Here is a 25,196-nt window from a genome sequence, read left to right as displayed (position 1 = left end):
TCACGCTACAATCTCCCCTTCAACTCATCATGCCGTTGTGGTGAAATGGTAAACACAGCAGACTTAAAATCTGCCGGGAGGTAACTCCCTTGCCGGTTCGAGCCCGGCCAGCGGCACCCTGCAAACCCCAGGTTTGCAAAAAATGCCAAGGCATTGTTAGTAAGCTGCGTCTCACCCGCAGCCTCCCGATGAACAAGTACCGCCTCCTCGCACTCTCTTTGATCATCACCACCTTCGGTCAGGCTACCGAGGTCATCGTTGACCGGGCAGATTCAAAAATCTTCCCCGAAGCCTGGCTGAATCCCAAAACCAATCCCAGTGCCCAGCTTTTGCCAGAGTCCGACCAGGCCCGCTGCCGCGCCCTCATCCTTCAAGCCCTAGCTGCCTATCCATCTGAAGTTCTGGAGGAAAATCTGAAAAAAGTCCATGTCGTCGGCTCCCTCCGGTACAGTGGCGTCAGCACCGGCGGCACGAATTCACGCGGCACCGTGTATGTCGTCAGCAATGAAAAGTACACCACCGCCCAGTTTGAGCGGATCTTCCACGCGGAGTTCTCCAGCATCCTGTTCAGAAACCACGCCAGACATTTTGATCCCGCCGCCTGGCAGCAGCTCAACCCGCAGGGCTTCGTCTATGGCGGCAGCGGTGTGAAAGCCGTGAAGGCCAAAAAAGCCTCCACCCGCATCAATCCCGGACTGCACCCGGAAGGCTTTCTACACAGCTACGGCACAGCCAGCATCGAGGAAGATTTCAATTCTTTCGCCGCCCTCCTCTTCATGGGCGACCCTGCCTTCTGGTCCGCCATCGAGAACTATCCCAAAATCAAAGCCAAGGCCGGTCACGTGGCGGCCTTTTACCAAAAGATTCATCCCTCCTTCACCCTCGACTTTTTCAAGTCCCGCCGCCGATGACCGCCCATCACTCCCGTTCTCCACGAAATAAATCCGGCATTCGACCCCCTGGTCTCTTCATGTGACCAAAGCTTGTTCATAATTCCCTCCTCCATCTTCCGTAAATCTCTCCAGACTTCCCCACATGCATTCCATCCTCATCATCGGCTGCGGCAGCATCGGAGAAAGACATCTGCGCTGCTTTCAGAAAACCGGACGCTGCACCGTCACTGCGTGCGATACCAATCCCGCCCTCCAGGCCGCCATGGCGGACCGCTATGGAGTCCCCGTCCACCCCACACTGGATGCTGCATTGCAGGCCGCCACTTATGATGCCGCAGTGATATGCACCCCGGCGCATATTCATCTTCCCATCGCCATCCGCCTCCTGGCCGCCGGGCTGCATCTCTTCATTGAAAAGCCCCTCGCCATAGACCAGTCACTCGTGGCTGAAACCCGTCACGCCATCGCCGCCGCGCAGCGCCATGTGGCCGTCGCCTATGTTTATCACCTCATGCCCTGGGTGGCTGGAGTCCACAGCTTTCTCGCCAGCAGTCCCTTGGGGAAAATCCTTCATGTCAGCGCCGTTTCAGGCCAGCATTTCCCCACCTTCCGCCCCGCCTACCGGGACATCTATTATGCCCGGCATGACCTCGGCGGCGGGGCCATCCAGGATGCCATCACGCACACCGTCAATGCCATGGAGTGGCTCGTCGGCCCCTGCACCCGTGTTTATTGCGATGCCGCCCACCAATTCCTGGACGGCGTCACGGTGGAGGACACCGTCAACGTCACCGCCCGTCACGGCAGCATCCTCGCCAGCTACGTCCTCAATCAATTTCAGGCCCCCAATGAGACCACCTTCCTCATCCATGGCGAGCTTGGCAGCGTGAAAATCGAGCTTCACGAACGCCGCTGGGGTGTCCTCTTGCGTGGCGATGCTGACTGGACCTGGCATGTCACACCCGTCATGGAACGGGACGATCTTTTCATCTCTCAGGCCCACGCTTTCATGGACGGCATGGAGGGAAAATCCCACCCGCTTTGTACCTTTGAGGAAGCCGTGCAGACCCTGCGTTTCAACGAAGCCGCGCTCCTCTCCGCCTCCACCCAGCTTCCAGTCCCTCTGGCATGAGCATTCCCGTCACAGAACTCCGCCTGGCCATGCTCGGCATGATCGAGGGCAATGGCCACCCCTACTCCTGGAGCGGCATCATCAATGGGTACAACCCGGAAGAAATGGCCAAAGGCCCCTACCCCGGCATCACCGCCTACATGGGCAGACAGCCCTTGGAATCCATCCGCATTCCCGGTGCGCGCGTCACTCATATTTGGACGGATGATCCCGTCGATGCTCCCCAGGTCGCCGCCGCCAGTCTCATTAAAAACATCGTCGCCAGGCCCGAAGACGTCATCGGCCAGGTGGATGCCGTCATCATCGCCACCGATGACGGCAACGACCATGTCCGTCGCGTCCGCCCTTTCATTGAGGCCGGCCTGCCCGTTTTTATTGATAAGCCCATGGCCACCAACCTGGCCGATCTCCGCCAGTTCATCCAGTGGCACCGCCAGGGTCACATTCTCCTCTCCACCAGCGGCATGCGCTACTCCCCGGAGATGCGTTTAAACGACACCCAGCTTGCCCACCTCGGGGACCTCCGCTGGATCACCAGCTTCACCTGCAAAACGTGGGAGCGATACGGCATCCACGCGCTTGAAGCCGTCGAACCCCTCCTCGGCCCCGGCTTTCTCACCGTCCAGGCCCACAGCGATGCCGGCGGTGATGTCATGCACATCACGCACCAGAGTGGCGTGAGGCTGACCCTCGGTGCCCTTCACGATGCCTATGGCAGCTTCGGCGCCGTCCATCTGTATGGCACAAAAGGCGACCTGCCGCTAAAGCTCACGGATACCTACCACGCGTTCCGTGGCCAGCTCGTTGCCTTCATTGACATGCTCCGCACCGGCACACGCCCCCTGCCCTTTGAAGAAACCGTGGAGCTCATGGCCGTCATCATCGCTGGCATCCGCAGCCGCGAAAACGGCGGCAGCCCCGTCTCCGTTCCCGGCATCCTCAGCGAACTCGAATCCGCCCCCGCCTGATCCATGAAACCGCACTTCCTGCACCTGAGCCTACTGCTCGCCCTCACCACCGCAGCGCAAGCCGTAGAGGATCCCCGGCAGGAAGCGCGCAACCGTGCCCGCGAGGCGGCGGTGCAATCCGCTGGCCTCACCCGCGCCCTCTCCAAAGAGATGCCGGATGAAGTCAAGGCCCTCCCCGTTTTCGGCGAGATTGACTGGACAGTGAAGGAGCTGCCCTTTGTCGAAAAAGGCCCCCATGCAGGCATCAGCGGAGCCGGCATGGTGCTGGTGGACGGGCAGATTTATCTGATGGGCGGTTTCATTCCTGCCGGGGATGAAACCCAGGATGTCAGCCGCCGCAGCTCCCGCTGGGCCCATCGTTATGATCCCAAAACCGATCACTGGACCCGCCTCCCGGACCTTCCCGCCCGCCGTGAGTACACCCGTGCTGTCGCCGCAGACGGGGTCATCTATGTGCTCGGCGGAGCCTCCCAGGACAAACCCACCGTCGCCTCCGCCGAAGTCTATCGCCTGGATACCCGACAGCCGGAAGCGGGCTGGAAGAAGCTCCCGCCCATGCAGGTGGCCCGCACCCATCTCTCTGTGGAAAAGGTCGGCATACAGCTCATCGTCGCCGGAGGGAATCGCTATGACTTCGCGGAAAAAGGCTACAGTCCCAAGACCATCCAAAACACCGCCGAGAAGCTGGACCTGAACGCGCCAGACAAAGGCTGGACCTCTGTCGCCCCCATCCCCGGCAGCCCTCGCGGCTGGAGTGCCACGGCCGCGCTGAATGGAAAAATGTACCTCCTTGGCGGCGTCACCTGGACCGCCAGCGCCCGCCAGCGCCTGACTGAATCCCTGGCCTATGATGCGCAAAAGGATGAATGGAAACAGCTCGCCAGTTTCCCCATGCCCATGTCCGGCTGGGAGGCGGACGTGTATGACAGCCGCTACCTCATCACCATCGGCGGTGCGGGCACCCGCTGGAATGACGTTCCTTTTGTGTACGATACGCAGTTAGACCGCTGGCTCCGCATCGCCAGCCCGCTGCCTCCTGGCGCCCTCTTCAATGACTGCGGCGTCTGCATCCAGGGAGATACCATTTATGTCATCGGCGGGGAGGGCGCAGGCGGCAGCCACTTCAATCATTTCCTCATCGGCAAGATCCGCCCCGGCAAAGCCGCTGCCGCAGGCAAGCCCACAGCCAAAAGCCCCTCCGCAGCTACCGTCATTGAGACCACCATCATCTCTCAGCTTCCGCAATTCTACCACGGCTGGCCCACCCTCGCCCGCCGCAGGACGGGCGAGCTGATCCTGGTTTACTCCGGCGGCCGCGAGTATCACATCTGCCCCTATGGCCGCCAGGAAATGATCATCTCCCGCGATGACGGCCGCCACTGGACCCGCCCACGCATCCTTGTGGACAGCGTGCTTGACGACCGCGATTCCGGCATCGTGGAGACCGCCAAAGGCACCCTGCTGGTTACCATGTTCAATTCCTTTGCCTACCAGCAGCACATGAACGCCCCGGAGCGCCTGCTCAATGCTACCTTTGGCAAGGAAACCCCCGCCATGCTGGACCGCTGGCGGCTCATGGATGCCGCCACCACCCAGGAGCAAAAACAGGCCGAGACCGGCTACTGGATGCTCCGCTCCACCGATGGCGGCGTCTCCTGGTCCCCGCGTTATCGCGTGCCCGGCTTCAGCCCGCATGGCCCCATCAGCCTGCTGGACGGGCGGGTTTTTTACGCCCTGGCCAATGGTAAAACAGCCGTCGCCCATGTCTCCGAAGATGACGGCTTGACCTGGAAACAACTCTCCGAAATGCCCGTACGCGCGGGCGAACTCCACGCCGTGCAGGCTGCCGACGGCACCCTCATCGTCCATGTCCGGGACAAGATCCCCACGCCCAAAGGCACCGTCCAAAACACCTCCCAGATCCTTTCCACCGATGGCGGCCTGACCTGGACGGAAAAGCAAAAAGTGGCCGATGGCTACCCCTCCCACCTCATCCGCCTGCGCGATGACACCCTGCTCATGACTTACAGCTGGCGGCAGGTCCCCTTTGGCATCCGGGGCAAATTCAGCCGCGACCATGGCCGCACCTGGTCGGATGAATTCCTCCTCACCGATGACGCTGCTGATTGGGACCTCGGTTATCCCAGCAGCGCCGAACTGGCCGATGGCAGCCTCCTCACCATCTGGTATGAAACACCCAAGGGCACCCATACCGCCGTCCTCCGCCAGGCTCGTTGGAAGCTGAGCCGATAGCCTTTTTTCTCCCGCTTTTATGAAATCCACCACCCTCATCCTGGGTAGCTTGCTAGCCCTCTCGTCCACCCTCTTTGCGGCTGAAGACGTGAAAGTTCTGGAGACCAAAACCATCAGCTTTCAGCCGGACTATTATCTCGGCTGGCCCACGCTTCTCCGTCAAAAAGACAACCGGCTCATCATCGTTTTCTCAGGCGGGCGCCAGGCTCACGTCTGCCCCTTTGGCCGGCTGGAGTTCATCACTTCTCAAGATGATGGTCAGACCTGGAGCTTCCCCCGCACCATTCTCGATACCGACATTGATGACCGCGATGCCGGCATTCTCGAAACCTCCAAAGGCACCCTTCTGGCCACCACCTTCACCTCCACCGCTTATGAGACCTATCTAAACCTGGCCAAAGAAGGCAAACCCGCTCCCTATGCCAAACCCGAAACCCTTCCCCTTTGGGAAGCGGCCCACTCCCGGCTGACGCATGAGCAACGCCAGTCTCTGCGCGGTGAATGGCTCGTTCGCTCCACCGACAACGGTCTCACTTGGTCCGCTCCCATCCGCACGCTGGTTGACAGCCCTCATGGCCCTGCTGAACTGGCCGATGGCCGCCTCTTGTATGTCGGCAGGGAACTCGTGAGCAAGCCCCCCCGCATCGGCGTCTCCGAGTCCAACGATGACGGTCTCACCTGGCGCTGGCTCTCTGAAATTCCAGTCCGCGCCGGGGACAAAGCAGGCCTTGATTATCACGAACTACACGCCGTCCAGGCCAACGATGGCCGGATCATCGCCCAGATTCGCCACCATGGCGAAACCAACCACTACGAAACCCTTCAGACCGAATCAGAGGACGGCGGCAAGACCTGGAGCGAACCCCGCTCCATCGGCGTCTGGGGTTATCCATCCCATCTTCTCAAGTTGCGCGATGGCACCCTTCTCATGACTTACGGGCATCGCCGCGCCCCTTTTGGGAACCAGGCCCGCATCAGCCGCGACCATGGCCGCACATGGTCCTCCCCTCTCATGATTTCTGAAGATGGCCAAGGCCAGGACCTCGGTTACCCCAGCTCCGCCGAGCTGGCCGACGGCACCCTGCTCACCGTCTGGTACGAGAGGCTGAAGGGCGATAAAAAAACAGTCCTCCGCCAAGCCCATTGGAAGCTGAACCAATAACCCCTTTCTCTCCCGCTGTTTATGAAACCAACCACCCTCCTCTTGACCAGCCTGCTGGCCCTCTCATCCACCCTCTTCGCTGCCGATATAGTCGAGGTCATTGAAACCAAGACCATCAGCTTCCAGCCGGACTATTATCAGGGCTGGCCTACGCTCATCCGTCAAAAGGACGGCCGCCTCATGGTGGTCATTTCCGGTGGACGTCACGCCCACGTCTGCCCTTTCGGCCGGGTGGAGCTCATCACATCCGTGGATGAGGGCAATAGCTGGACCTTCTCCCGCACCATTTTGGACACGGACATGGATGACCGCGATGCCGGCCTCCTGGAAACTTCCAAAGGCACCCTCCTCGCCACCACATTCACCTCCCCGGCCTACGTGCCCTTTTTGAAGCAGGCCCAGGAGGGCAAAACCAACTCCTTTGTCAACAGCGAGACCCTCCCCCAGTGGGAGGCCGCCCACGCCCGCCTCACGGATGAGCAGCGCAAGGCCATGAGTGGTGAATGGGTTATCCGCTCCACCGACAATGGCATCTCCTGGTCACCCCCCATCGCCACGATTGTCAACAGCCCCCATGGCCCCACCGAACTGGCCGATGGCCGTCTTCTTTATGTCGGCAAAGAACTCTGGACTGAAACCAAGCGCATCGGTGCCTGCGAATCCACCGATGATGGTCTCACCTGGCGCTGGATCTCTGAGATCCCCACCCGCCCCGGAGACAACGCCACGAACGAGTATCATGAGCTCCACGCCGTCCAGGCCAACGATGGCCGGATCATCGCCCACATCCGCCATCACGGAAAAGCCAACCACTACGAAGTCCTCCAGACCGAATCCGCCGACGGCGGCAAGACCTGGAGCGAGCCAAAAACAACCGGCGTCTGGGGCTTCCCCTCCCACCTCCTCAAGCTCAAGAATGGCGCCCTGCTCATGACCTTTGGCCACCGCCGCGCACCCTTTGGCAACCAGGCCTGCATCAGCCGGGACAACGGCCGCACCTGGTCTGCCCCCCTCATCTTTTCAGGCGATGCCGCCAATGGAGACCTGGGCTACCCCAGCACCGCCGAGCTGGCTGATGGCTCCCTGCTCTCCGTCTGGTACGAGAAGCTGAAAGACGGCAAAAAAACCGTCCTCCGCCAGGCCCATTGGAAGATTCAGGACTAGCCCTATGAAGCCCTCTCTGCCGGTTTTAGCCTGCCTCTTTCTGGCCTGCCTCAACCTGAATGGGCATGGGGCTGAGCGGACGATCCTCTTTGTGGATGATGACGATGTCCTCTACCGCCCAGGCACGCTGAAGCGCGCCGTCGAATTCACAAAACATTCCTCGGATCCCGTCATCGCACCGGACCGGGAATGGGAGGGCATGATCGGCTGGACCAGCGTTTACCGGCATCCCGAAACGGGCAGATACCAGCTCTGGTACCAGGCTTATCAGGAAAGGCGCAAGGAGGACAAAAGCCTCAAATGCACCGTTTGTTATGCCGAGTCCGACGATGGGCTGAAATGGACCAAACCGGGCCTCACCCTGTTCCCCTTTTATGAGCAGAAGGCCACTAACATCGTTCTCATCGGGGCCGGCGGCATGAAAGGCGGTTATGGCGACCGCTACTGCAATTCCGTGGTCGTGGAACCCCAAGAAAAAGACCCTGCCCGTCGTTACAAGATGGCTTATTACGACTGGGGCACCGGTGAGGGCGAAAACAGCGGCTCCGGCACCCATGTCGCCTTTTCGCCCGATGGCATTCACTGGACCAAACATGAAGGCGGCATCGTCTGCAAAACACCCTTTGGCGGCAAGGGCCTGCAACCGCCGTTTGCCGATGAAGGCCCCTATGTGGAGGACGTCCGCAAAGACGGCACCGTGGTCAAAAAATGGCGCATCCCCATCGGCATGTCGGATGCCATGGATGTTTTCTATGATCCCCTGCGCCGGGTCTATGCCGCCTATGGCAAAAGCTGGACTCCCGGCCCCGATGGCGGCCTGGCCTGGAAGCACGGCATGGCCCGCATCGAAAGCCGCGACTTCATCCACTGGAGCAAGCCAGAGCTGCTGCTCACCGTCAATGACCGCGACCCGCCGCATCTCGAGTTTCATACCTCACCAGTCTTCATGCATCTGGGCAGATACTTCTCCATCAACCAGATACTGGACCGCAGCGCAGGCACCATTGATGCCGAGTTCATGAGCAGCCGCGACGGCCTCCGCTGGGACCGCAGCTTTGCCAATGCCTGGGTCATCCCGCGCGGCCCGCCGGAGAAGTTTGACGCAGGTTCCATCATCACCAACGGCACACCGGTCATCACGGATGAAGAGATGCGTTTCTATTACGGTGCCTATCGCGGCACCGCCATCGGCGGCGTCGGCCTGAATCGCCAGGAAGTGGGCTCCAAAGATTACTACAGCGGTGTCGGCCTCGCCATCACTCCGCGTGACCGCCTGGTCGCCGTCGGCATTCATCCTCACAGCCCCGTCAAAGGCCAGAAGAAAGGCCAGCCCAAAAAGCTGAACACCATCGGCCACGTCACCCTCCGCGCCCTGGACCTGACCGGCATCCAATCCATCACCCTCAATGCCGATGCCACTCAAGGCAGCCTGCGCCTGGAGCTGCTCAATGAAGATGGCTACCGCCTGCGCGGCTATACGAAAGACGATGCCGTCCCCATGACCACGGACGACCTGGCTCATGAAGCCCGATGGGCGGAGAAAAGCCTGGGGGACCTCCCACCCGGCCGCTACCTCCTGCGCATCCACCTGCAATCCGCCGACCTCTTTGCCGTGACTCTCAAAGAGCGTTAATTGAGCAGCTTCGCGCTTTGCTCTTTAACCCTCCTTTGAGTACCTGCTATACAACCCGACAATCATGAACCTCAGCATAGACCTTCAAGGCAAAGTCGCCCTCATCACCGGCGCATCCCAGGGCATTGGCGCCCAGATGGCGCGTACCTTTCATCAGGCAGGCGCTACCGTCGTGCTTAACCATCCCGGCATCGGCAGCAGCGCGGAGGATGCTGCCAAAATTGCCGCCGAACTCAATGCCCTGCGCACCGGCAGCGCCGATGTGTGCGCGGCCGATGTCGCCAAGGCTGAAAACGTCCAGGCCATGATGGTACACATCCGTCAGCAGCACGGCGGGCTGGATTATCTCATCAATAACGCCGCCATCCTGCGTGACCGCACCATCGCGAAGATGAGCCACGAGGAGTGGGAATCCGTGATGGATGTTAACCTCTCCGGCGTCTTCCACTGCTGCAAATACGGCCTGGAGATCCTGCGGGATCACGGCTCAATCGTCAGTATGGGCAGCATCGCCGCCATCCAGGGCTTTTATGGCCAGGCCAACTACGCCGCCGCCAAGGCCGGTGTGCAGGCCATGATGCGCGTGCTCAGCCGTGAGGCCGCCCGCCGCAGCATCCGCGCCAATGCCATCGCCCCCGGTGTGGTGGATACCGCCATGGCCGCCACCATTCCCGAAAGCGTCCGCGCCGAGATGTTGAAGAACGTCCCGTTAGGCCGCTTCGCCACCACGGAGGAGATCGCCAACGTCGCCCTCTTCCTCTGCTCCCCTCTGGCCTCCTACATCACCGGCCAGACCATTGAAGTCAACGGAGGCTGGCGCGGATGAGGGCCGCCGCCCGTTTTGTCACCGCCGATGAAGCCATCGCCGCCATTCCCGATGGCGCGACCGTGGCCGTGGGCGGCTTTGTCGGAGCCGGCCATCCGGAGATGCTCACAGCGGCCCTGGAGCGGCGTTTCCTTGAAACCGGCACGCCCAATGGCCTAACGCTTTATTATTGCGCTGGCCAGGGCGACCGCATCGGACGCGGCCTCAACCACCTGGCCCATGCCGGGCTCATCAAACGGGTCATCGGCGGCCATTGGAACCTCGCCCCCAAGCTCGGCGCACTGGCCTTGGCCAATGAAATCGAAGCCTACAATTTCCCTCAAGGCGTGCTCAGCGTTTTGCTGCGTGAGATCGCCGCGAAGCGCCCCGGCCTCATCACCCAGGTCGGCCTGAACACCTTCATTGACGCCACCCACAGCGGCGGCCGCATGAACGCCCGCACCACCGAACCCCTGGTGGAGCGCATCGAGCTGGATGGCCAGACCTGGCTGCGTTACAAACCGGTGCCCGTCACCGTCGGCCTCATCCGTGCCACGCATGCAGACTCGCGCGGCAATCTCAGCATGGAGCGCGAAGGTCTCGTCGGCGAGGTCCTCCCCATCGCCCAGGCCGCGAAAAATCACGGCGGCATCGTCATCGCCCAGGTGGAAAATTTTGTGGACCAGCTCCCGGATCCCAAGGCCGTGCGTGTGCCCGGCATCCTGGTAGATTACATCGTCCCCAGCCACGGCGTGCAGCATGACCAGACCTTTGGCGAGACGTTTAATGCAGACTACGTCCGCACCTGCCTGGGCAGTTTTGACCTGCCGCCCATGGCCTTTTCCGAGCGCAAAATCATCGGCCAGCGCGCCCTTCATGAGATTCGCCAGGGCGACATCGTGAACCTCGGCATTGGCCTGCCTGAAAGCGTCGCCCAGGTGGCGGCGGAGACCGGCCGCTTGCAGGATTTCACCCTCACTGTGGAAAGCGGCCCCATCGGCGGCGTCCCCGCCTCCGGCCTCAGCTTCGGTTGCAGCCACTTCCCGGAGGCCATCATAGACCAGCCTTCGCAGTTTGACTTTTACGACGGCGGCGGCCTGGACATCGCCGTGCTCGGTGCCGTGGAAGTGGATGCCGAAGGCAGTGTCAATGTGGCCAGTTTTGCCGGCCGTTTTGCGGGTGTCGGCGGTTTTGTCAACATCGTCCAAAGCGCCCGCCGACTGGTCTTTTGCCTCACCCTTCGCGCTGGAGAATTGGAAGTGCAGATGCAGGACGGCAGGCTCGTCATCGTCAAAGAAGGCCGCCATGCCAAATTCGTCCCCAGCATCCAGCACGTCTGCTTTCACGGCCCCACGGCCGTGCAGCGCGGCCAGCAGGTACTGTATGTAACGGAGCGCGCCGTCTTTGAACTGACCGCCGATGGCCTCGTCCTCACCGAGCTCGCACCCGGCATTGACCTGCAAACTCAGGTGCTGGACCAGATGGCCTTTACACCCTCCATTGGCAATGTGATCCCCATGCCCTCCGGCTGCTTTCCCCTTTCCTCATGATCTATTCCGCCCCCGTTTACATCACCGCCGCCAGGCGCTCTCCCATCGGCCGCTTGGGGGGCAGCTTGCAGACCTTGTCCGCCACAGATCTGGCCCTGCCCGTCGCCCAATCCATCATTCCCGAAGTGCTCAAACCCGCCATCCAGCAGGTCATCCTCGGCCAGGTTTTGCAAGCAGGCTCCGGAATGAATGTGGCCCGCCAGCTCGGTCTCCGGCTCGGTCTGCCGCAGGCCACCCCGGCCTATATGGTGAACATGGTCTGCGGCTCCGGCATGAAAGCCGTGACCCTCGCAGCCGATGCCATCGCCAGTGGCGAATCCACCCTGGCTCTCGCCGGCGGTGTCGAATCCATGAGCCAGGCCCCGCACTACGCCAGCGCCCTGCGTACCGGCTGCAAGTTGGGCCATAGCTCCCTCGTGGATGCCATTCTCGCTGATGGCCTAACCGATCCTGTGTTAAATATCGGCATGGGTGAGACTGCTGAGCGCATCGTGGACTCATGCGGCATCTCCCGTGCAGATCAGGATGCCTTTGCCCTCCGCAGCCAGCAGCTTGCCAGCGCCAACCGCGCCGCCTTCCAGCGTGAGATTGTCCCCATCCAGATCCGCGATGTCCTCATCGAACACGACGAGCATCCGCGTGCCGACACCACGCTTGAGAAGCTGGCCAAACTCAAACCCGCCTTTCGCAAAGAAGGCAGCGTCACCGCAGGTAACTCCTCCGGCGTCAATGACGGCTCCGCCCTCCTCCTACTGGCCTCCGCAGCCGCCATTGATACCCACCACCTCACCGCCCGCGCCCGCATCATCGGCACCACCGCCGTCGGCTGCGATCCCGCCACCATGGGCCTCGGCCCGGTGCATGCCATCCGCCGTTTGTGTGAAGAGACCGGCTGGAATCTGGCCGATGTGGACGCCATCGAGATCAATGAAGCCTTTGCCGCCCAGGCCCTCGCCTGCGCCCGCCAGCTCGGCCTGGATCTTGCCCGACTGAACCAGCGCGGTGGTGCCATCGCCCTCGGCCATCCGGTGGGCTGCAGCGGTGCCCGCGTTCTCGTCACCCTCCTTCACCTCATGGAGGACCTGAACCTGCATCGCGGCATCGCCTCCCTCTGCATCGGCGGCGGCATGGGCATCGCCATGGCCATTGAGCGCTGAATCCATTTGCCAATCCCGCCTTGAAGCCGATCCATCCTGGTCACCTCGTGGAACCAGATGAAAAACAAAGCGCCCACCACCCCCAGTCTTCCCAAGCGCCTCTCCCTCGTGGCACAAACCGTGGACAGTCTGTGCGAGGGAATCCGCAATGGCCACTGGCAAAAGGAACTCCCCGGTGAGCGCGAGCTCTGCCAGAGCCTGCAAGTCAGCCGCCGTACCCTACGCTCCGCCCTGGATGAAATCCAGCGCCAGGGCTGGATCGAGGTCACTGAGCGCCAGCGACGCCGCATCAAAAACCGCCGCACCAGGCAGCCCGCCCCCACGCCCAAAAAGGTCGTCGCCATCCTCATGCCCGGCTCCTTCCTGTCTCTGCCCTCCCGCATCACCTTTGTCATGGACACTCTCCGCAGCAAGCTCACTGCGGCAGGCTGCGTCGTTCAGTTCCACATCCATCCCGCCTGTTATACCTCCAGCCCCGCCCGCGCCTTGGAGCAGTTCGTGACGGATCACCCCGCCACTGTCTGGCTCGTGCTCAGCGCCCAGGAGCCCATGCAGCGCTGGTTTGCCCGGCAGCCCTTCTCCAGCCTCATCCTCGGCTCCTGCGCCCCCGGCATCAGCCTCCCATCTGTGGATGTGGACCTCCATGCCGCCTGCCATCATGCTGGCGGCCTGCTCTGGCGCAAGGGCCACCGCCAGATCGGCCTCGTTCTTTTCAAAGGCATCTACGGCGGCGACATCGCCAGTGAAGAAGGCCTGCGCGAAGCCCTCAAGGACATGCCCGGAGCCCACCTCCACGTGCTGCGCCACGACAACCAGGCCGCCAGCCTCTGTGCCCTCCTGGATGAATCCATGCGCTCTGCCAAGCCGCCCACCGCCTACCTCGTCGCCGGGGCCACCCCCGTATTGACCGTCATGATGCACCTCATGCGCCGGGGCAAACGCATCCCCCAGGACGTCAGCGTCATCTCACGGGACAACGACCCCATCCTGGATGCCACCAGCCCCAGCGTCGCCCGTTACGCCATCCAGCCGGAGCAGCTCGCCACCCGCATCGCCCTCGCCGTGCGCCAGCTTGCCGAGACCCGCACCATGCCCGCCCACGCCATCCGCCTCATGCCCACCTTCATTCCCGGCGATTCGGCCTAACCAAAAAACCGTCTCAAGAAAAACTCAGGATCAGCGTCCGCAGGCTCAGCCCGATGACCACCAGGCCCACCACCACCAGAAACGGCCGGTGCGGCACATGTTTGCACACCCACGCCCCAATGGGTGCCGCCACCACGCCCCCGGCCGCCAGGCCCAGGATGACATTCCAATGGCTCAGCCCGATGCCGATAAGGAAGCCCAAAGAGGCCGACAGCGTCACAAAAAACTCCACCGTGTTTACTGTCCCCACCGTCTCGCGGAAAGGACTGCCGCGCGCCATCAGAGTGGACCCCACAATCGGCCCCCAGCCACCGCCACCCACCGCATCCACAAATGCGCCAAAGAAGGCCAGCGGCTTCAGGTGCGTCGTCACTTCCCGCGAAGGAAAGGCGCGGAAGGCTTTCACAATCAAAATGATGCCCATGATCAGCAGATAGCCCGCAATGTAAGGCTTGATGAGATCCCCATCAATCATGGTCAGGATGTAAGCGCCCAGGAAGGCACCCACCACACCAGGGATCAGCAGCCCCAGGAACAGCGCTTTATTGACGTTTCCAAACGCCCGATGCGAGATGGCCGAGGCCCCCGTGGTAAAACATTCCGCCGCATGCACCGTGCTGCTCACCACCGCCGGAGGCACGCCCACGCCTAACAACAAGCTCGACGCGCTCACGCCATAGGCCATGCCCAGCGCACCGTCAATGACCTGCGCAATGAAGCCAATGAGCATGTATGTAAGAAAGGTCTCGTCCACAGCAGGTCAGGATTACAGGTTGGGCGCGTAAGCCTGGAGCTGGCGGTATTCCGCCAGGATGGTTTTCACAGCAGCCACCGTGGCCTGCACCTGCTGGCGCATCGGGGCCAGCGCCGGTGTCTCAAAGACGATCTCCAACGGCTTCACCGCCTGCTCCGGCGGTGCGCTCAGGATGCCCCCATAGCCTTCTTTGATGATCCCGCCTGAGGCCAGGAATCCGTCAATGATCGGCAGCTCATTGCGCGGCAGCGCCTCACTGGCCGCCTTCAGCGCAGGCTCCAGCAGATGCTCGCTCAGCAGCGCCCCGCTGACGAATCCGTAGCAGCCGTCCGAGTCATCATCCGCATGCAGTGCAATGATGCCGTCGTATTCCTCACGGCGCAGCTCGCTTTCCAGATACACGACCTCCGGCTCAATGGACCCCGACCAAAACTCCCGGTTCAAATCCAGGTTGTTCTGATTGTGCCGGATGCCCAGGTTGCGGCCCGTCGGATTGCAGATCGGAAAAAAGTGCAGCTCATAGTCATGAAGCTCCTCCGGTTTTTCCGCCGCCCATTGAATGAGTTCCTGGATGGCCAGCGTGCCCGCCTCCTCATCCCCATGAATGCCGCCAAAAATGCCAAACTTGAACCCCTGCCCTTTCTTGACCGGCTTGCTCACGATCTTCGGAATATAAATGCCCTGGTCCGGCGGCAGGCTCTCCAGGATCAGCCGCGTATCACAGCCCCGCACCGGCGTGTGGCGGCTGCGGGAAAGGTGGATGCGTGGGAGAGTGTTCAGGCTCATGTTCGGCTAATCCCTATCTTTGATATCTACACTTGGCAAGTATGAATTAAATCGCACCGCCAAGTTTTTTCTCTGCCTCTTTCACCTCAAATTTGCGTGTCCAAAAGCAGCGCCAGAAAACCATCCGCCGGATCTGCGTGCCTGTCCTTCACAGATTTTCTGGCGGGCTTCTTTTTCACCGGCGCACCGCACTTTCCCTGTTTGCGCAGAGTCACCTCCACCACATGCTCCAGGGTGTAGCGGTCCAGGATGTTGGCGATCGCATTGCGCACGTCAATCATCAGCATCCGCAGCCCGCAGTGCTCCTCGTCCGGGCAGGTGCACTTCTCGTATTCCGTCTCGCTCGCACAGCCGATGGGCGCCAGCTTCCCGTCAATCAGCCGCACAATCTCCCCCATCTTGATCGTCTTCATCGGCCGCGCCAGCCGCGCCCCGCCATGCTTGCCCCGCAGGCTCTCCACATACCCCGCCGTGCGCAGCTCAAACAAAATCGCCTCCAGAAACTTGAACGGCAGATGCTCCTGCTCCGCCAGCGAGGAGACCGAAATGACCCCCTCCCCGTTCCGTTCGGCAATGCCGAGCCGGATCATGGTGCGCAGGCCGTATTCGCCACGTTTCGTCAGTCTCATGACAAGGAAATAGGCTTAAATCCCGACTCCTCAAGTATGATTTAGTCAAAACTTGTGAATCACTTGTGGAATCGAAAGCCCCGTTTGACCGCCTGCACACACCCCCTCACGGCCTAACCGCCTGTCAACTCCCCCTTGACCATTCACCTGGGATGCACCACTCTGCCCGCCCTCTAACCAGACCCACAACTAATGCCCGCAAAAATCTACACTGAAAAAGACGCCAGCCTGGCCCCTCTGAAAGGCAAAACCTGCGCCGTCATCGGCTTTGGCTCCCAGGGCCATGCTCACGCCCTTAACCTCAAGGAAAGCGGCGCCAACGTCATCATCGGTCTGTATGCCGGCAGCAAGAGCCGCAAAGTCGCCGAAGAAAAAGGCTTCAAAGTCTATGACACCGCCGAAGCCGTGAAGCTGGGCGACGTCATCTTCGTCGCCGTTCCCGACACCAAAATCGGCGGCGTTTACAAGGCCGACATCGAGCCTAACCTCACCAAGGGCAAGACCCTCCTCTTCAGCCACGGCTTCGCCATCCATTACAAGACCGTCGTTCCTCCAGCAGACGTCAACGTCATCATGGTCGCCCCGAAAGGCCCCGGCCACATCGTCCGCCGTCAGTACACTGAAGGCAAAGGCGTTCCCGGCCTTATCGCCATCTATCAGGACCCTTCCAAAAAGTCCAAGCAGGTCGCCCTTGCCTGGGCACATGGCGTCGGTTGCACCCGTGGCGGCGTCATCCAGACTGACTTCAAGGAAGAAACCGAAACCGACCTCTTCGGTGAGCAGACCGTCCTTTGCGGCGGCACCAGCGCCCTCGTGCAGGCTGGTTTCGAAGTCCTGGTCGAGGCCGGCTACTCCCCTGAGATGGCCTACTTCGAGTGCCTCCATGAGCTCAAGCTCATCGTGGACCTTATGAACGAGTCCGGCATCGCCGGCATGCGCTTCTCCATCTCCGAAACCGCCAAGTGGGGCGACGTCAAAGTCGGACCCAAGATCATTGACGCCAGCGTCAAGAAGCGCATGAAAGCCGCGCTGAAGGAGATCCAGAACGGCAAGTTCGCCAAAGAGTGGATCAAGGAAACCGAAACCGGTTACAAGACCTTCAACAAGCTCCTCAAAGACGGCGAGAAGCACCCCATCGAAAAAACCGGTGCCCGCCTCCGCAACCTCATGCCCTGGATCAAGAAGCGCGACTTCAAAGGCCAGCAAGCCAGCTACGAGTGATGCCAAGGGTACCGTGGGCACTCCTGCCCTCGCTTCCCCCCTCACAAATCATCCGAAGGCACGGGACCGAAAGGCCCGTGCCTTTTTTTGAATTGTCACTGCATTTAACGAAACCGTTTCGTCAAAACCAGGGCTCTCTTTTCCGTGTGTTTCGTGTTTTCCGAGGCTTGTAAAACTCCCCGTCCTGGAACGGATTGCCTACCCCACATACTGCGTGATGAAACCCTCATTGCCCTCCGGGTCCCGGTAGCGGCCTAACAAAATGGGCTCTCCTTCCCGCTGATTCGGCGCATCCAGGATCTTCCCGCCCGACTTGGCAATCAGCGCCGCCACATCAAACACATCCTCAAACTGCAGGCTCAGTCCCGTCGGATTCACCGACCCGTCATGGCCGCCATGCAGTGCCAGGATGGCATCGCCAAAGGCCAGTTCCGACCAGAAATCGCTCACAAACACCTCCTGAAAACCCAGCACAGTGGTGTAAAAACGGACCGCGCGACGCATGTCCGCCGCCATCAGCATGAATTTGACTTTCTCAGGACGCATCCCCGGATTATGCGCTGCCGCAGCCACTCGTCAGTAAAAATCACGCATGTCAGCCACCTCCCAGCCCCTGGATGTAGTCTGCGCCATCATCCGGCGTGCGGATGCGCAGATCCTCCTGGCCCAGCGTCCTCCTGGCAAGGCCCTCGCCGGCCTTTGGGAATTCCCCGGCGGAAAAATTGACCCGGGTGAAACTCCTGCCCAAGCCCTTCATCGTGAACTGATGGAGGAGCTTGGCTGCCGAGTCACTCTCCTGCAGGCAGGTCCGCCCGTTTTGCATGAATATGGCTGGGGTTTCATCCGGCTTTTCCCCTTTTTATGTGAGCTGACAGCCTGTAGTCCGGCCCCTCATCCCCATGAGCACACCGCCCTACGCTGGGTTTTTCAAAAAAATATTTCAGAGCTGGATCTCGCCCCAGCCGACCTTCCCCTGATCAAATGGCTGGCGGACCTGGCCTGACTCTTGCGTCATAAAACCTTGGTTACAAAAGCGTTACGCATCACATAGAGATGTGGAAGCCAGGCTCGGTGATGTTCTAAAACGACAATGCTTTAGTTTTATTAATATTATTAATATTTTAAACACTTTCCATAATTATTTGATATTTGATACAAACCATGACAAAATTCTGACAAGCTTTCCACTTTGCCATGCACACTCCCGCACCACTCGTCAGTCCAGAAACAGCCTTCGCCAGCTTTGACCTCCTGAGCTTTGGTAAGATTCTCGTCCCGAACCATCCCCTGCGTTTTGGATTCCAGCTGGATATCGTGCCTTCAATGAATTCCTGCACGCAGGTCATCCTGGCACTTATTTCCCAGGACCGCGATGTACGCGACGGCGTCAGCCACAGCCATGGTTTCGCCGTGCGGGTGGATCTGGAAACCGGGGAAATTTGGGATCTTCTCAATGGCAGTGGCCTTGTCGGCTGGATTGAGCAGTCCATGGACAGCTTCACCGATGAAGAACCCCTCCTGCTGAGCTGGGAGGTGGAGCATTACGGCTCCGCCCTCATTCCCAAGCTCCAGATCGCCAGCGAGGTCTTCCTCTACCCTGCCCTCCGCCATACCCCCGGCATGGTCATGGACACCGTCGCCGGCAGCGAGTCCGGTGAGCTCTCCGCCTCCACCTTCATCCACCCCGCCGTGTGGAAAGAGTCCATGTAAGGTCCAGGTTCCTGCCCACAGCCTTGGTTAAAAATGACCCTGCCGGTTCCTCGTCTGGCAGCAAATGATTCCCGGGCTATCGGGTCTGGAGCGCTTTGAAAATGGCCGTGGTGATGGCTCCGGGATCGCCAAAGCCGCAGTTGGTCATGACGACAATCCCATTCTTCTGTTTGGGATAAATGACCAGGCGGCTCGTCGCTTCATTCTGCTTGCCGCCATGGGAGACGCGCAGCCCGTTTTGCCCGTCAATGGCGAAGCCGAGACCGTACCCGGCGGTTGTGCCGTCGTTGGTTTTCTGCGCGGTCCACATCGCCGTCTCCGTCTCGGCAGCAATCAGGCGATGATTCAGCACCGCCTGCGCCCAGAGTGCGAAATCCTTGACGTTGGATTTGTGTCCGCCTGCACCATGTTTCCAATAGTGCGCCTCCTCCTTTGCACGTGTCACCTGCCCGGCAGCGTCCTTGACATAGCCCGCTGCCCAATGCGGCTGGCGGTCATGATCCATGTCAAGCTGCAGGCTGGTCATGCCCAGCGGTTGGGCGATGCGTTTTTCTATCTGCCGGGGATACGGCTCCTTGCCGACACGCTGGACAACGGCACTGGCGAGAATGTAGGCATATGAGGAGTAGAGCTCCTTTTCCCCCGGTTTGGAGACCAGGGCGGTGCGGTTAAAGGTATCCAGGGCAAGCACCGGATCCAGATAAGGCGTCTTCGTTGGGTAGGCACGGCGGGTGGGAATGACCTTGCCATAGTGCGTGATGCCGCTGGTATGGCTGAGCAGATGCCGCATGGTGATGACGCCTTCTTTTTGCTTGGGAAATTCAGGCACGTATTGCCGCACGTCTGCGTCCAAATCCAGCAAGCCCTTTTCCATCAGTTGCATGGCGGCCATACCGCAGAGTGGCTTGGAGTTGGAGGCCCAGTTGAAGACGGTCTCGTCAGTCACAGGCTCGTTTTTCTCCCGGTCCGCCAGCCCGTAGCCCTGAAGATAGACCACTTCGCCTTTCTGCAACAAGCCCACGGCCACGCCGACCAGGTCTTGCCTCTCCATTTCCTTCGTTACCGCTGCATCCACCCTGGCCGCCACGTCAGCCGCCAGCCTGCCCGTCCCGGAGGCAGGCACCTTCTCTTGCGCGGCAAGCGGCAGCGCCACGGCGGCAAGCAAAAGCAGCCAGTGCAGGGCCAGACGCCTGGAGCAGCCTGTGAATGGATGACGGCCACTGCCAACATTGAATTTGTTCCATGGATGATGCATGAGAGAGAGATGAGGGAAAGTTTCGATTCGGCCAGCAAGACGGATGTGTTGAATCATGCATTCAACGACCCGGTTTAAGATGCATTAGCAACTCATTGACGAGAAAGTGTATTCGATTGCCTCCCCGCCACCTAACATCAAGTGTTTCGAAGGATCTCCAGCGGCGGATGGGTGGTGATTCCCCGGCTGAGGGCGAGGCCGCCAAGAATGGAAACGGCGGTGGTGATCGTGAACGTGGCCGCGATGACCGTCACATCCGGCGTGAAATCCGTTTTGAAGACGTAACTGGCCAGGACCGAGGTGGCGGCTCCCGCAAGAAGAGTACCGGTAAGCCCGGCGAGAAAACCAAGAGCTGCAAACTCGATGACAAGAATGGTCCGCACCTGCCTGGCAGAGGCTCCGAGCGTGCGCAGCAGCACGCTTTCGCGGAGGCGGACGTCCCGCCCGTTGAGCAGGGTGCCGGTGACGATGGGCAGCGCGGCGAGGAGCGTCAAGCCGCCAAGGAGGGTAACGACCTGTGAAATCTTGGAGAGAATATCGCTGACGGCTTCTAAAATCTGGGACAGGTCAATGGAGGTGACATTGGCGAAGTCGCGGGTGAGGTCTTGCAGAAGACGCCCCACTGCCGCCGGATCCGGAGTGCGGGTGGTCACCACGTGGAAGCCCGGTGCTCCTTCGAGCGCTCCGGGCGGGAAGACCATGAAGAAGTTAAGGTTAAAACGGCTCCAGTCCACCTTGCGCAGGCTGGTCACACGGGCTTCCAGGGCGATGCCCTGCACATCCAGCGTCAGGGTATCGCCGATGCTGACACGCATGTCTTTGGCGATTTGCTCTTCCAGCGAGACCGGGATAGGCCCCTCGGCATCCGGCACCGTCTCATGCCACTCTCCAGCGATCAGAGATTCGCTGGAGTTGAGATAGGCACGGTAGCTGGAGCGAAATTCACGGTTGGCGATCCAGCGCGGAACGCCTTCCGCCTTGGCAATCGCTACACCCTTCAATTCCATAACGCGCATGGTTACCATGGGCGCGGTTTCCAAAACCGGCAGCTCATGGCTTTTGACCAGCGATGTGACGCCCTCCACCTGGTCGGGCTGGACATCAATGAGGTACAGATTGGGACTGTCATCGGTGTTGGCAATGTGGAGGCGCTGCTGCAGAAGATCACCCGCAAGAAGGATGGTCAGCAGGAGAAAGGTACCCAGCCCGAGCGAAAGCAGAAACAGCAGGGTCTGGTTGCCAGGACGGTGAAGGTTGGAGATGCCCTGCCGCAGCAGATAAGGCCAGCCCGGCCGGACGATGCGGCGTGTGACAGCCATCAGCCCGCGGGCCACCGCAAGGACCAGGGCAAAGGCGGCAGCCAGCCCGCCCACCAGGCCCAGCGCCCGCCTCCAGTCAGCATCGTTGGTTAGGGCCAGCAGGATCAGCAGCGCGGTGAGCAGCAGGTAAACGGGGACTGTGCGGAGGGCGCTGCCGGGGAGCAAACCACCGCTGCGCAGAGTGGTGGCAGGTGAAATGCGGTGAATTTTCAGAATGGGAATCAGAGCAAATCCGCAGCACACCGCAAAGCCGGCCAGTGTGGTACGGAAGACGGTCTCCCACTCAGGGGAGGGCGTCACCGCAATGGGCAGACTGTCCCGGAACAGGCTCAGCAGACCCGTTTGCAAAAGTATCCCGATCCCCGCTCCAAGGACCGCCCCGAGCAATCCCAGCGCCGCACTCTGGGCGATGTAAACAGCGGCCGCGAGCTGGCGGGGCGCACCGAGACATTGCAGAATAGCGATGGTGGCCACCCGGCGGTTGATGTGAGACTGAACCGCTCCCGCCACGCCCAGCGCACCGAGAGCCAGCGACGCCAGCGCCAGGAGGCCAAGGTACCGCTGAAACAGATCCAGCGCATTGCCCAGGCTTTCCTGGCGGTCCTCCGGCGTCTCCAGCCGCCAGGAGGTCGAAGGAAACTCATTGCGCACGCTTTCCTTCAGTTCGGCCGAAGACGTTCTCTCGGGAATCTCCAGATGGAGAATGTGTGTCACCATGCTGTTGGCACCGATGAGCCCGCTCTGATGAGTATCCGAAAGGCGCACATAAACTTCCGGAGCGATGGCGCTGAAGCGGCTGGCGCGCGGAGCTGTTTTGTGAATGGCTCCGAGGATTTTCAAAGGCCTGCGCCCCAGCTCGATCATGTCGCCAGTCTTCATCTGAAACTGCTCCAAAAGGGAGGCTTCTAACAGGATGCCAGGTTCAGCGGATCTGCCCTGCCAGGCATCCGCCGGAACCGTTTCCACCGTCCCATAATAAGGATAATCACCTTCCAAAGCCCGCACATGCACCATCCGGGCACCGCCATTGGGAAAGGTCATCATGGTGGGAAAGGCCAGCTCGCGGGTGGTGCGGGTGGCCATCTGGGAAAGGCTGGCAGCATCGTCCGCAGAGATCGGCCGGGAAGAGGAGACCTGGAGATCCGAGCCGAGCAGCTCCTTGGCCTGCGACTGGATGCCCGTTTCCACACTGGCCTTTAGCGAGTGGATGGCGACGAGCGAGGCAATGCCGGAAACAATGGCGAGCGAGAAGATGAGCAAACGCACACGCTGCGTGCGGCTGTCACGCCAGGCCATTTTCCAGGTCCATGGATGGAGCAAGGCGGAGACCAGACCGGCAGGCAGCGGACGGGGATCAGACGGCATTTTCTTCCTCCGCGATGATCGTTCCACCGTCCATTTTGATGACGCGACGCGCTTTCGCCGCCAGGCCCGGATCGTGAGTCACGAGCACCAGAGCGGTGCCCGCCTCGCGGTTGAGGCGAAAGAGCATCTCCACAATAGGCAGGCTGGTGGCGGCATCGAGATTGCCGGTGGGTTCGTCAGCGAGCAGGATTTTCGGGCGATGAATGAAGGCCCGGGCCAGGGCGACGCGCTGTTGCTCGCCGCCGGAAAGTTGGGCTGGGTAGTGATCCAAACGGTCGCCCAGGCCGACCTCGCGCAGGAGGGCTTCAGCCACTTTTTGCTGGCCCCTTTCACCGCGCAGTTCCAGCGGCACGAGGACATTCTCCACCGCCGTGAGGGTCGGGATGAGCTGGAAGCTCTGGAAAACGAAACCGACAAGCTGGTTGCGCAGAGCCGCACGAGCATCCTGGGAGAGATTTTCGAAAGCGTGGCCGTCCAGTTTCATCGAGCCGGACGTGGCGTCATCAAGCCCGGCGCAAAGGCCCAGCAGCGTCGTCTTGCCACTGCCGGACGGGCCGGTGATCGCCAGCGTGTCTCCCGCCTCCAGCTTGAGGTGGATATCGTGCAGCACCGTCAGTTCATGACTGGCGGTGCGATGAACCTTTTTGAGTGCCTGGATCTCCAGGATGGGCCGTTTGACAGCCGGAGGCGATGATTCTAATCTGGCAGATGACATGGATGAAATGGCTGGTGTTCGTACTGCTGATGTCAGCATCGGGCGGCGGAATGGGTACGCTGCTGGCGCAAACCGCAGGCGAAGGAAAGAAAAGAATTCTCATTCTGGGCGACAGCATCACTGCGGGTTACGGGCTGGCCCGTGAGGAGGCTTATCCCGCCTTGTTGCAAAAGAAAATGGACGCCGAAGGGCTGCCTTATGAGGTGGTGAATGCAGGCGTCAGCGGCGATACCACCGCCGGCGGGCTGCGGCGGATTGACTGGGCGCTCGGCCAGCGCGGTGCGGACGTACTGGTCATCGCACTCGGCGGCAATGACGGCCTGCGCGGCCTGTCTCCCGAGCAGACGGAAAAGAACCTCGTCGGCATCGTCGCCAAAGCACGGGCCAAAAGCGCCTCCATCAAAATCCTCATCGCCGGCATGCAGATGCCAGACAACCTGGGACCCAAATACGTCGAGTCCTTCAAAAGCGTTTTTCCCAAAGTGGCAGAGTCCCAGAAAACGGAACTTCTTCCCTTCCTCCTCGAAGGCGTCGGCGGCAATGAAAAACTCAACCAGGCTGACCGCATCCACCCCAATGCCGAAGGGCAGCAGAAGATCGCCGAACTCGTCTGGCCGAAGCTCAAAGGCATGCTGTAAGCGGTTTGCCCGCCTTCCCAGACTTCAGTTCAGCCCCCTGGTCCTGATAAGCATCCCCGTATGGCCTGCTTCCCCAGCCGCAGAGCGGCGTCCGTATCTTAGCCTCACCTTTCAATTGGGCATCCTAGCCTTTATCCTTGATACTCCGCTTTCGAGCGGTGTGCTGCATTGGTTTTTGAGCCTCTTCTGCTTGCTCTTGAGCTGGGATGGCTGGGACATCTTCAAGGTCAGTCGCGCCAATCTCAATGGCACGTTCATGCAAAGCATTTTGGAGATCTTCCCGGATAAGATCAGGTTTAGTTTTGCAAACCCGTTGCACCACTTTGTAGGGATTAAGGATGAGGACATAGCTCAATGGTCCATTTGGACCTGAGGCAACTTTAATAAAACCCAGTTTGTCCAATATTTTGATTCGCTCGGACCACGTTTGGACTGCCCTCTGACCAGAAAAACCGGAATGAAAGGCCATTTCTGGCTGCTTATTCAGAACCACAAAACACTCATCATATGCTCGGCACCACAAGTCGAAATATGTCGAAGAGACAGGCTTATTCTTTGACAAAGAATCCATAATGACTGCCATTAGAGGCAGTATTCTGGGAATTGTTGTAAATCCGACGCGCGCCTTGCGAATCCAAAGGTCTTCTTCAGTAATGTCCGGCCATACCCTTTGACGAAGCGCGAGCTTTTGCTCTGAAATCTTAGCTTTGGTTTTTTCCGACATGGATGTATTTTAGAAAAGATTGGCGGACTGCGGCTTGGACCCCGCAGCCCTACAAACAGTGATTTTTTGCGAAACCTGCGGCGAGCGTTGTTTGGGGTTGGAATCCCATTCGGCGCTCGCCGCGCTGTTTGATACCTTTGATCCTACTTTCAGATACATTTTTAGCAATGTATTGTGCATAAAAACTCACCGAGTGACGCAGCATCATCGCTGATTC

Annotated in this window: 23 protein-coding genes and 1 tRNA gene; 16 read left to right on the top strand and 8 right to left on the bottom strand. The window is 60.2% G+C overall.

Going from position 1 to position 25,196, the window contains the following annotated elements:
- Window positions 1-31 precede the first annotated feature (31 nt).
- The 12 genes from WJU23_RS03245 to WJU23_RS03190 all read left to right on the top strand — a co-directional run bounded on the left by WJU23_RS03245 (window position 32) and on the right by WJU23_RS03190 (window position 13,863).
- Window positions 32-116 (top strand) — tRNA-Leu (locus tag WJU23_RS03245).
- Window positions 117-188: 72 nt separating this feature from the next.
- Window positions 189-911 carry a hypothetical protein gene (locus WJU23_RS03240; RefSeq protein WP_346331097.1) on the top strand — a complete coding sequence of 241 codons (723 nt, stop codon included), beginning with the start codon at window positions 189-191 and terminating at the stop codon, window positions 909-911.
- 124 nt (window positions 912-1,035) lie between these two features.
- On the top strand, window positions 1,036-2,025 hold the full coding sequence (locus WJU23_RS03235; protein WP_346331096.1) for a Gfo/Idh/MocA family oxidoreductase: 990 nt from the start codon (window positions 1,036-1,038) through the stop codon (window positions 2,023-2,025).
- Window positions 2,022-2,993, top strand: a complete 972-nt coding sequence (locus WJU23_RS03230; RefSeq protein WP_346331095.1) for a Gfo/Idh/MocA family oxidoreductase — start codon at window positions 2,022-2,024, stop codon at window positions 2,991-2,993. The genes WJU23_RS03235 and WJU23_RS03230 overlap by 4 nt, the downstream gene beginning before the upstream one ends.
- 3 nt (window positions 2,994-2,996) lie before the next feature.
- The gene (locus WJU23_RS03225) at window positions 2,997-5,246 is read left to right on the top strand and encodes an exo-alpha-sialidase (RefSeq protein ID WP_346331094.1); all 2,250 of its coding nucleotides are present in this window, start codon (window positions 2,997-2,999) and stop codon (window positions 5,244-5,246) included.
- A 19-nt stretch (window positions 5,247-5,265) separates the two neighbouring features.
- Window positions 5,266-6,408, top strand: a complete 1,143-nt coding sequence (locus WJU23_RS03220) for a sialidase family protein (RefSeq protein ID WP_346331093.1) — start codon at window positions 5,266-5,268, stop codon at window positions 6,406-6,408.
- 21 nt (window positions 6,409-6,429) lie between these two features.
- Complete coding sequence (locus WJU23_RS03215) at window positions 6,430-7,572, top strand: sialidase family protein (RefSeq protein ID WP_346331092.1); 1,143 nt, start codon at window positions 6,430-6,432, stop codon at window positions 7,570-7,572.
- A 4-nt stretch (window positions 7,573-7,576) separates the two neighbouring features.
- A complete protein-coding gene (locus WJU23_RS03210) occupies window positions 7,577-9,205 on the top strand; it encodes a hypothetical protein (RefSeq protein ID WP_346331091.1) in 1,629 nt (542 codons plus the stop codon).
- A gap of 64 nt (window positions 9,206-9,269) precedes the next feature.
- Window positions 9,270-10,031, top strand: a complete 762-nt coding sequence (locus WJU23_RS03205) for an SDR family NAD(P)-dependent oxidoreductase (RefSeq protein ID WP_346331090.1) — start codon at window positions 9,270-9,272, stop codon at window positions 10,029-10,031.
- Window positions 10,028-11,560, top strand: coding sequence for a malonate decarboxylase subunit alpha (locus WJU23_RS03200; RefSeq protein ID WP_346331089.1), 1,533 nt, complete (start codon window positions 10,028-10,030; stop codon window positions 11,558-11,560). The genes WJU23_RS03205 and WJU23_RS03200 overlap by 4 nt, the downstream gene beginning before the upstream one ends.
- Window positions 11,557-12,717 (top strand): thiolase family protein, encoded by a 1,161-nt coding sequence (locus WJU23_RS03195; RefSeq protein ID WP_346331088.1) that lies wholly within the window; start codon window positions 11,557-11,559, stop codon window positions 12,715-12,717. The genes WJU23_RS03200 and WJU23_RS03195 overlap by 4 nt, the downstream gene beginning before the upstream one ends.
- Before the next feature lie 57 nt (window positions 12,718-12,774).
- Window positions 12,775-13,863: a substrate-binding domain-containing protein gene (locus WJU23_RS03190; RefSeq protein ID WP_346331087.1), complete on the top strand. Its 1,089-nt coding sequence runs from the start codon at window positions 12,775-12,777 to the stop codon at window positions 13,861-13,863.
- A gap of 13 nt (window positions 13,864-13,876) precedes the next feature.
- Here WJU23_RS03190 and WJU23_RS03185 read toward each other — a convergent pair whose 3' ends face one another.
- The 3 genes from WJU23_RS03185 to WJU23_RS03175 form a co-directional block, all read right to left on the bottom strand.
- Window positions 13,877-14,593, bottom strand: coding sequence for a sulfite exporter TauE/SafE family protein (locus WJU23_RS03185; RefSeq protein WP_346331086.1), 717 nt, complete (start codon window positions 14,591-14,593; stop codon window positions 13,877-13,879).
- Between the two features lie 36 nt (window positions 14,594-14,629).
- Window positions 14,630-15,403, bottom strand: a complete 774-nt coding sequence (locus WJU23_RS03180) for a succinylglutamate desuccinylase/aspartoacylase family protein (protein WP_346331085.1) — start codon at window positions 15,401-15,403, stop codon at window positions 14,630-14,632.
- Between the two features lie 86 nt (window positions 15,404-15,489).
- Window positions 15,490-16,032, bottom strand: a complete 543-nt coding sequence (locus WJU23_RS03175) for an Rrf2 family transcriptional regulator (RefSeq protein WP_346331084.1) — start codon at window positions 16,030-16,032, stop codon at window positions 15,490-15,492.
- A gap of 192 nt (window positions 16,033-16,224) precedes the next feature.
- On the opposite strand from WJU23_RS03175, the gene ilvC reads away from it, so the two are divergent.
- Window positions 16,225-17,253: a ketol-acid reductoisomerase gene (gene ilvC / locus WJU23_RS03170; protein ID WP_346331083.1), complete on the top strand. Its 1,029-nt coding sequence runs from the start codon at window positions 16,225-16,227 to the stop codon at window positions 17,251-17,253.
- Window positions 17,254-17,451: 198 nt separating this feature from the next.
- On the opposite strand, the gene WJU23_RS03165 is transcribed toward ilvC, so the two are convergent.
- Window positions 17,452-17,799, bottom strand: a complete 348-nt coding sequence (locus WJU23_RS03165; RefSeq protein ID WP_346331082.1) for a VOC family protein — start codon at window positions 17,797-17,799, stop codon at window positions 17,452-17,454.
- Window positions 17,800-17,845: 46 nt separating this feature from the next.
- On the opposite strand from WJU23_RS03165, the gene WJU23_RS03160 reads away from it, so the two are divergent.
- Complete coding sequence (locus WJU23_RS03160; RefSeq protein WP_346331081.1) at window positions 17,846-18,256, top strand: (deoxy)nucleoside triphosphate pyrophosphohydrolase; 411 nt, start codon at window positions 17,846-17,848, stop codon at window positions 18,254-18,256.
- Between the two features lie 191 nt (window positions 18,257-18,447).
- Complete coding sequence (locus tag WJU23_RS03155) at window positions 18,448-18,963, top strand: hypothetical protein (RefSeq protein WP_346331080.1); 516 nt, start codon at window positions 18,448-18,450, stop codon at window positions 18,961-18,963.
- A gap of 76 nt (window positions 18,964-19,039) precedes the next feature.
- On the opposite strand, the gene WJU23_RS03150 is transcribed toward WJU23_RS03155, so the two are convergent.
- The 3 genes from WJU23_RS03150 to WJU23_RS03140 form a co-directional block, all read right to left on the bottom strand.
- On the bottom strand, window positions 19,040-20,218 hold the full coding sequence (locus WJU23_RS03150; protein WP_346331079.1) for a serine hydrolase domain-containing protein: 1,179 nt from the start codon (window positions 20,216-20,218) through the stop codon (window positions 19,040-19,042).
- A gap of 137 nt (window positions 20,219-20,355) precedes the next feature.
- The gene (locus WJU23_RS03145; protein ID WP_346331078.1) at window positions 20,356-22,902 is read right to left on the bottom strand and encodes an FtsX-like permease family protein; all 2,547 of its coding nucleotides are present in this window, start codon (window positions 22,900-22,902) and stop codon (window positions 20,356-20,358) included.
- Entirely contained in the window at window positions 22,892-23,617 is a 726-nt protein-coding gene (locus tag WJU23_RS03140) for an ABC transporter ATP-binding protein (protein ID WP_346331077.1), read from the bottom strand. Before WJU23_RS03140 ends, WJU23_RS03145 begins: the two co-directional genes overlap by 11 nt.
- Window positions 23,618-23,619: 2 nt before the next feature.
- Between WJU23_RS03140 and WJU23_RS03135 the strand changes: the two genes are divergently transcribed.
- Window positions 23,620-24,255: an arylesterase gene (locus WJU23_RS03135; RefSeq protein ID WP_346331076.1), complete on the top strand. Its 636-nt coding sequence runs from the start codon at window positions 23,620-23,622 to the stop codon at window positions 24,253-24,255.
- A 124-nt stretch (window positions 24,256-24,379) separates the two neighbouring features.
- Here WJU23_RS03135 and WJU23_RS03130 read toward each other — a convergent pair whose 3' ends face one another.
- Complete coding sequence (locus WJU23_RS03130) at window positions 24,380-24,979, bottom strand: hypothetical protein (protein WP_346331075.1); 600 nt, start codon at window positions 24,977-24,979, stop codon at window positions 24,380-24,382.
- Window positions 24,980-25,196: the final 217 nt, after the last annotated feature.

The organism is Prosthecobacter sp. SYSU 5D2, assembly GCF_039655865.1.
Lineage (GTDB): Bacteria > Verrucomicrobiota > Verrucomicrobiia > Verrucomicrobiales > Verrucomicrobiaceae > Prosthecobacter.
The sequence above is the reverse complement of the archived record's forward strand: the minus strand, read 5'-3'. Positions and strand labels throughout refer to the sequence as shown.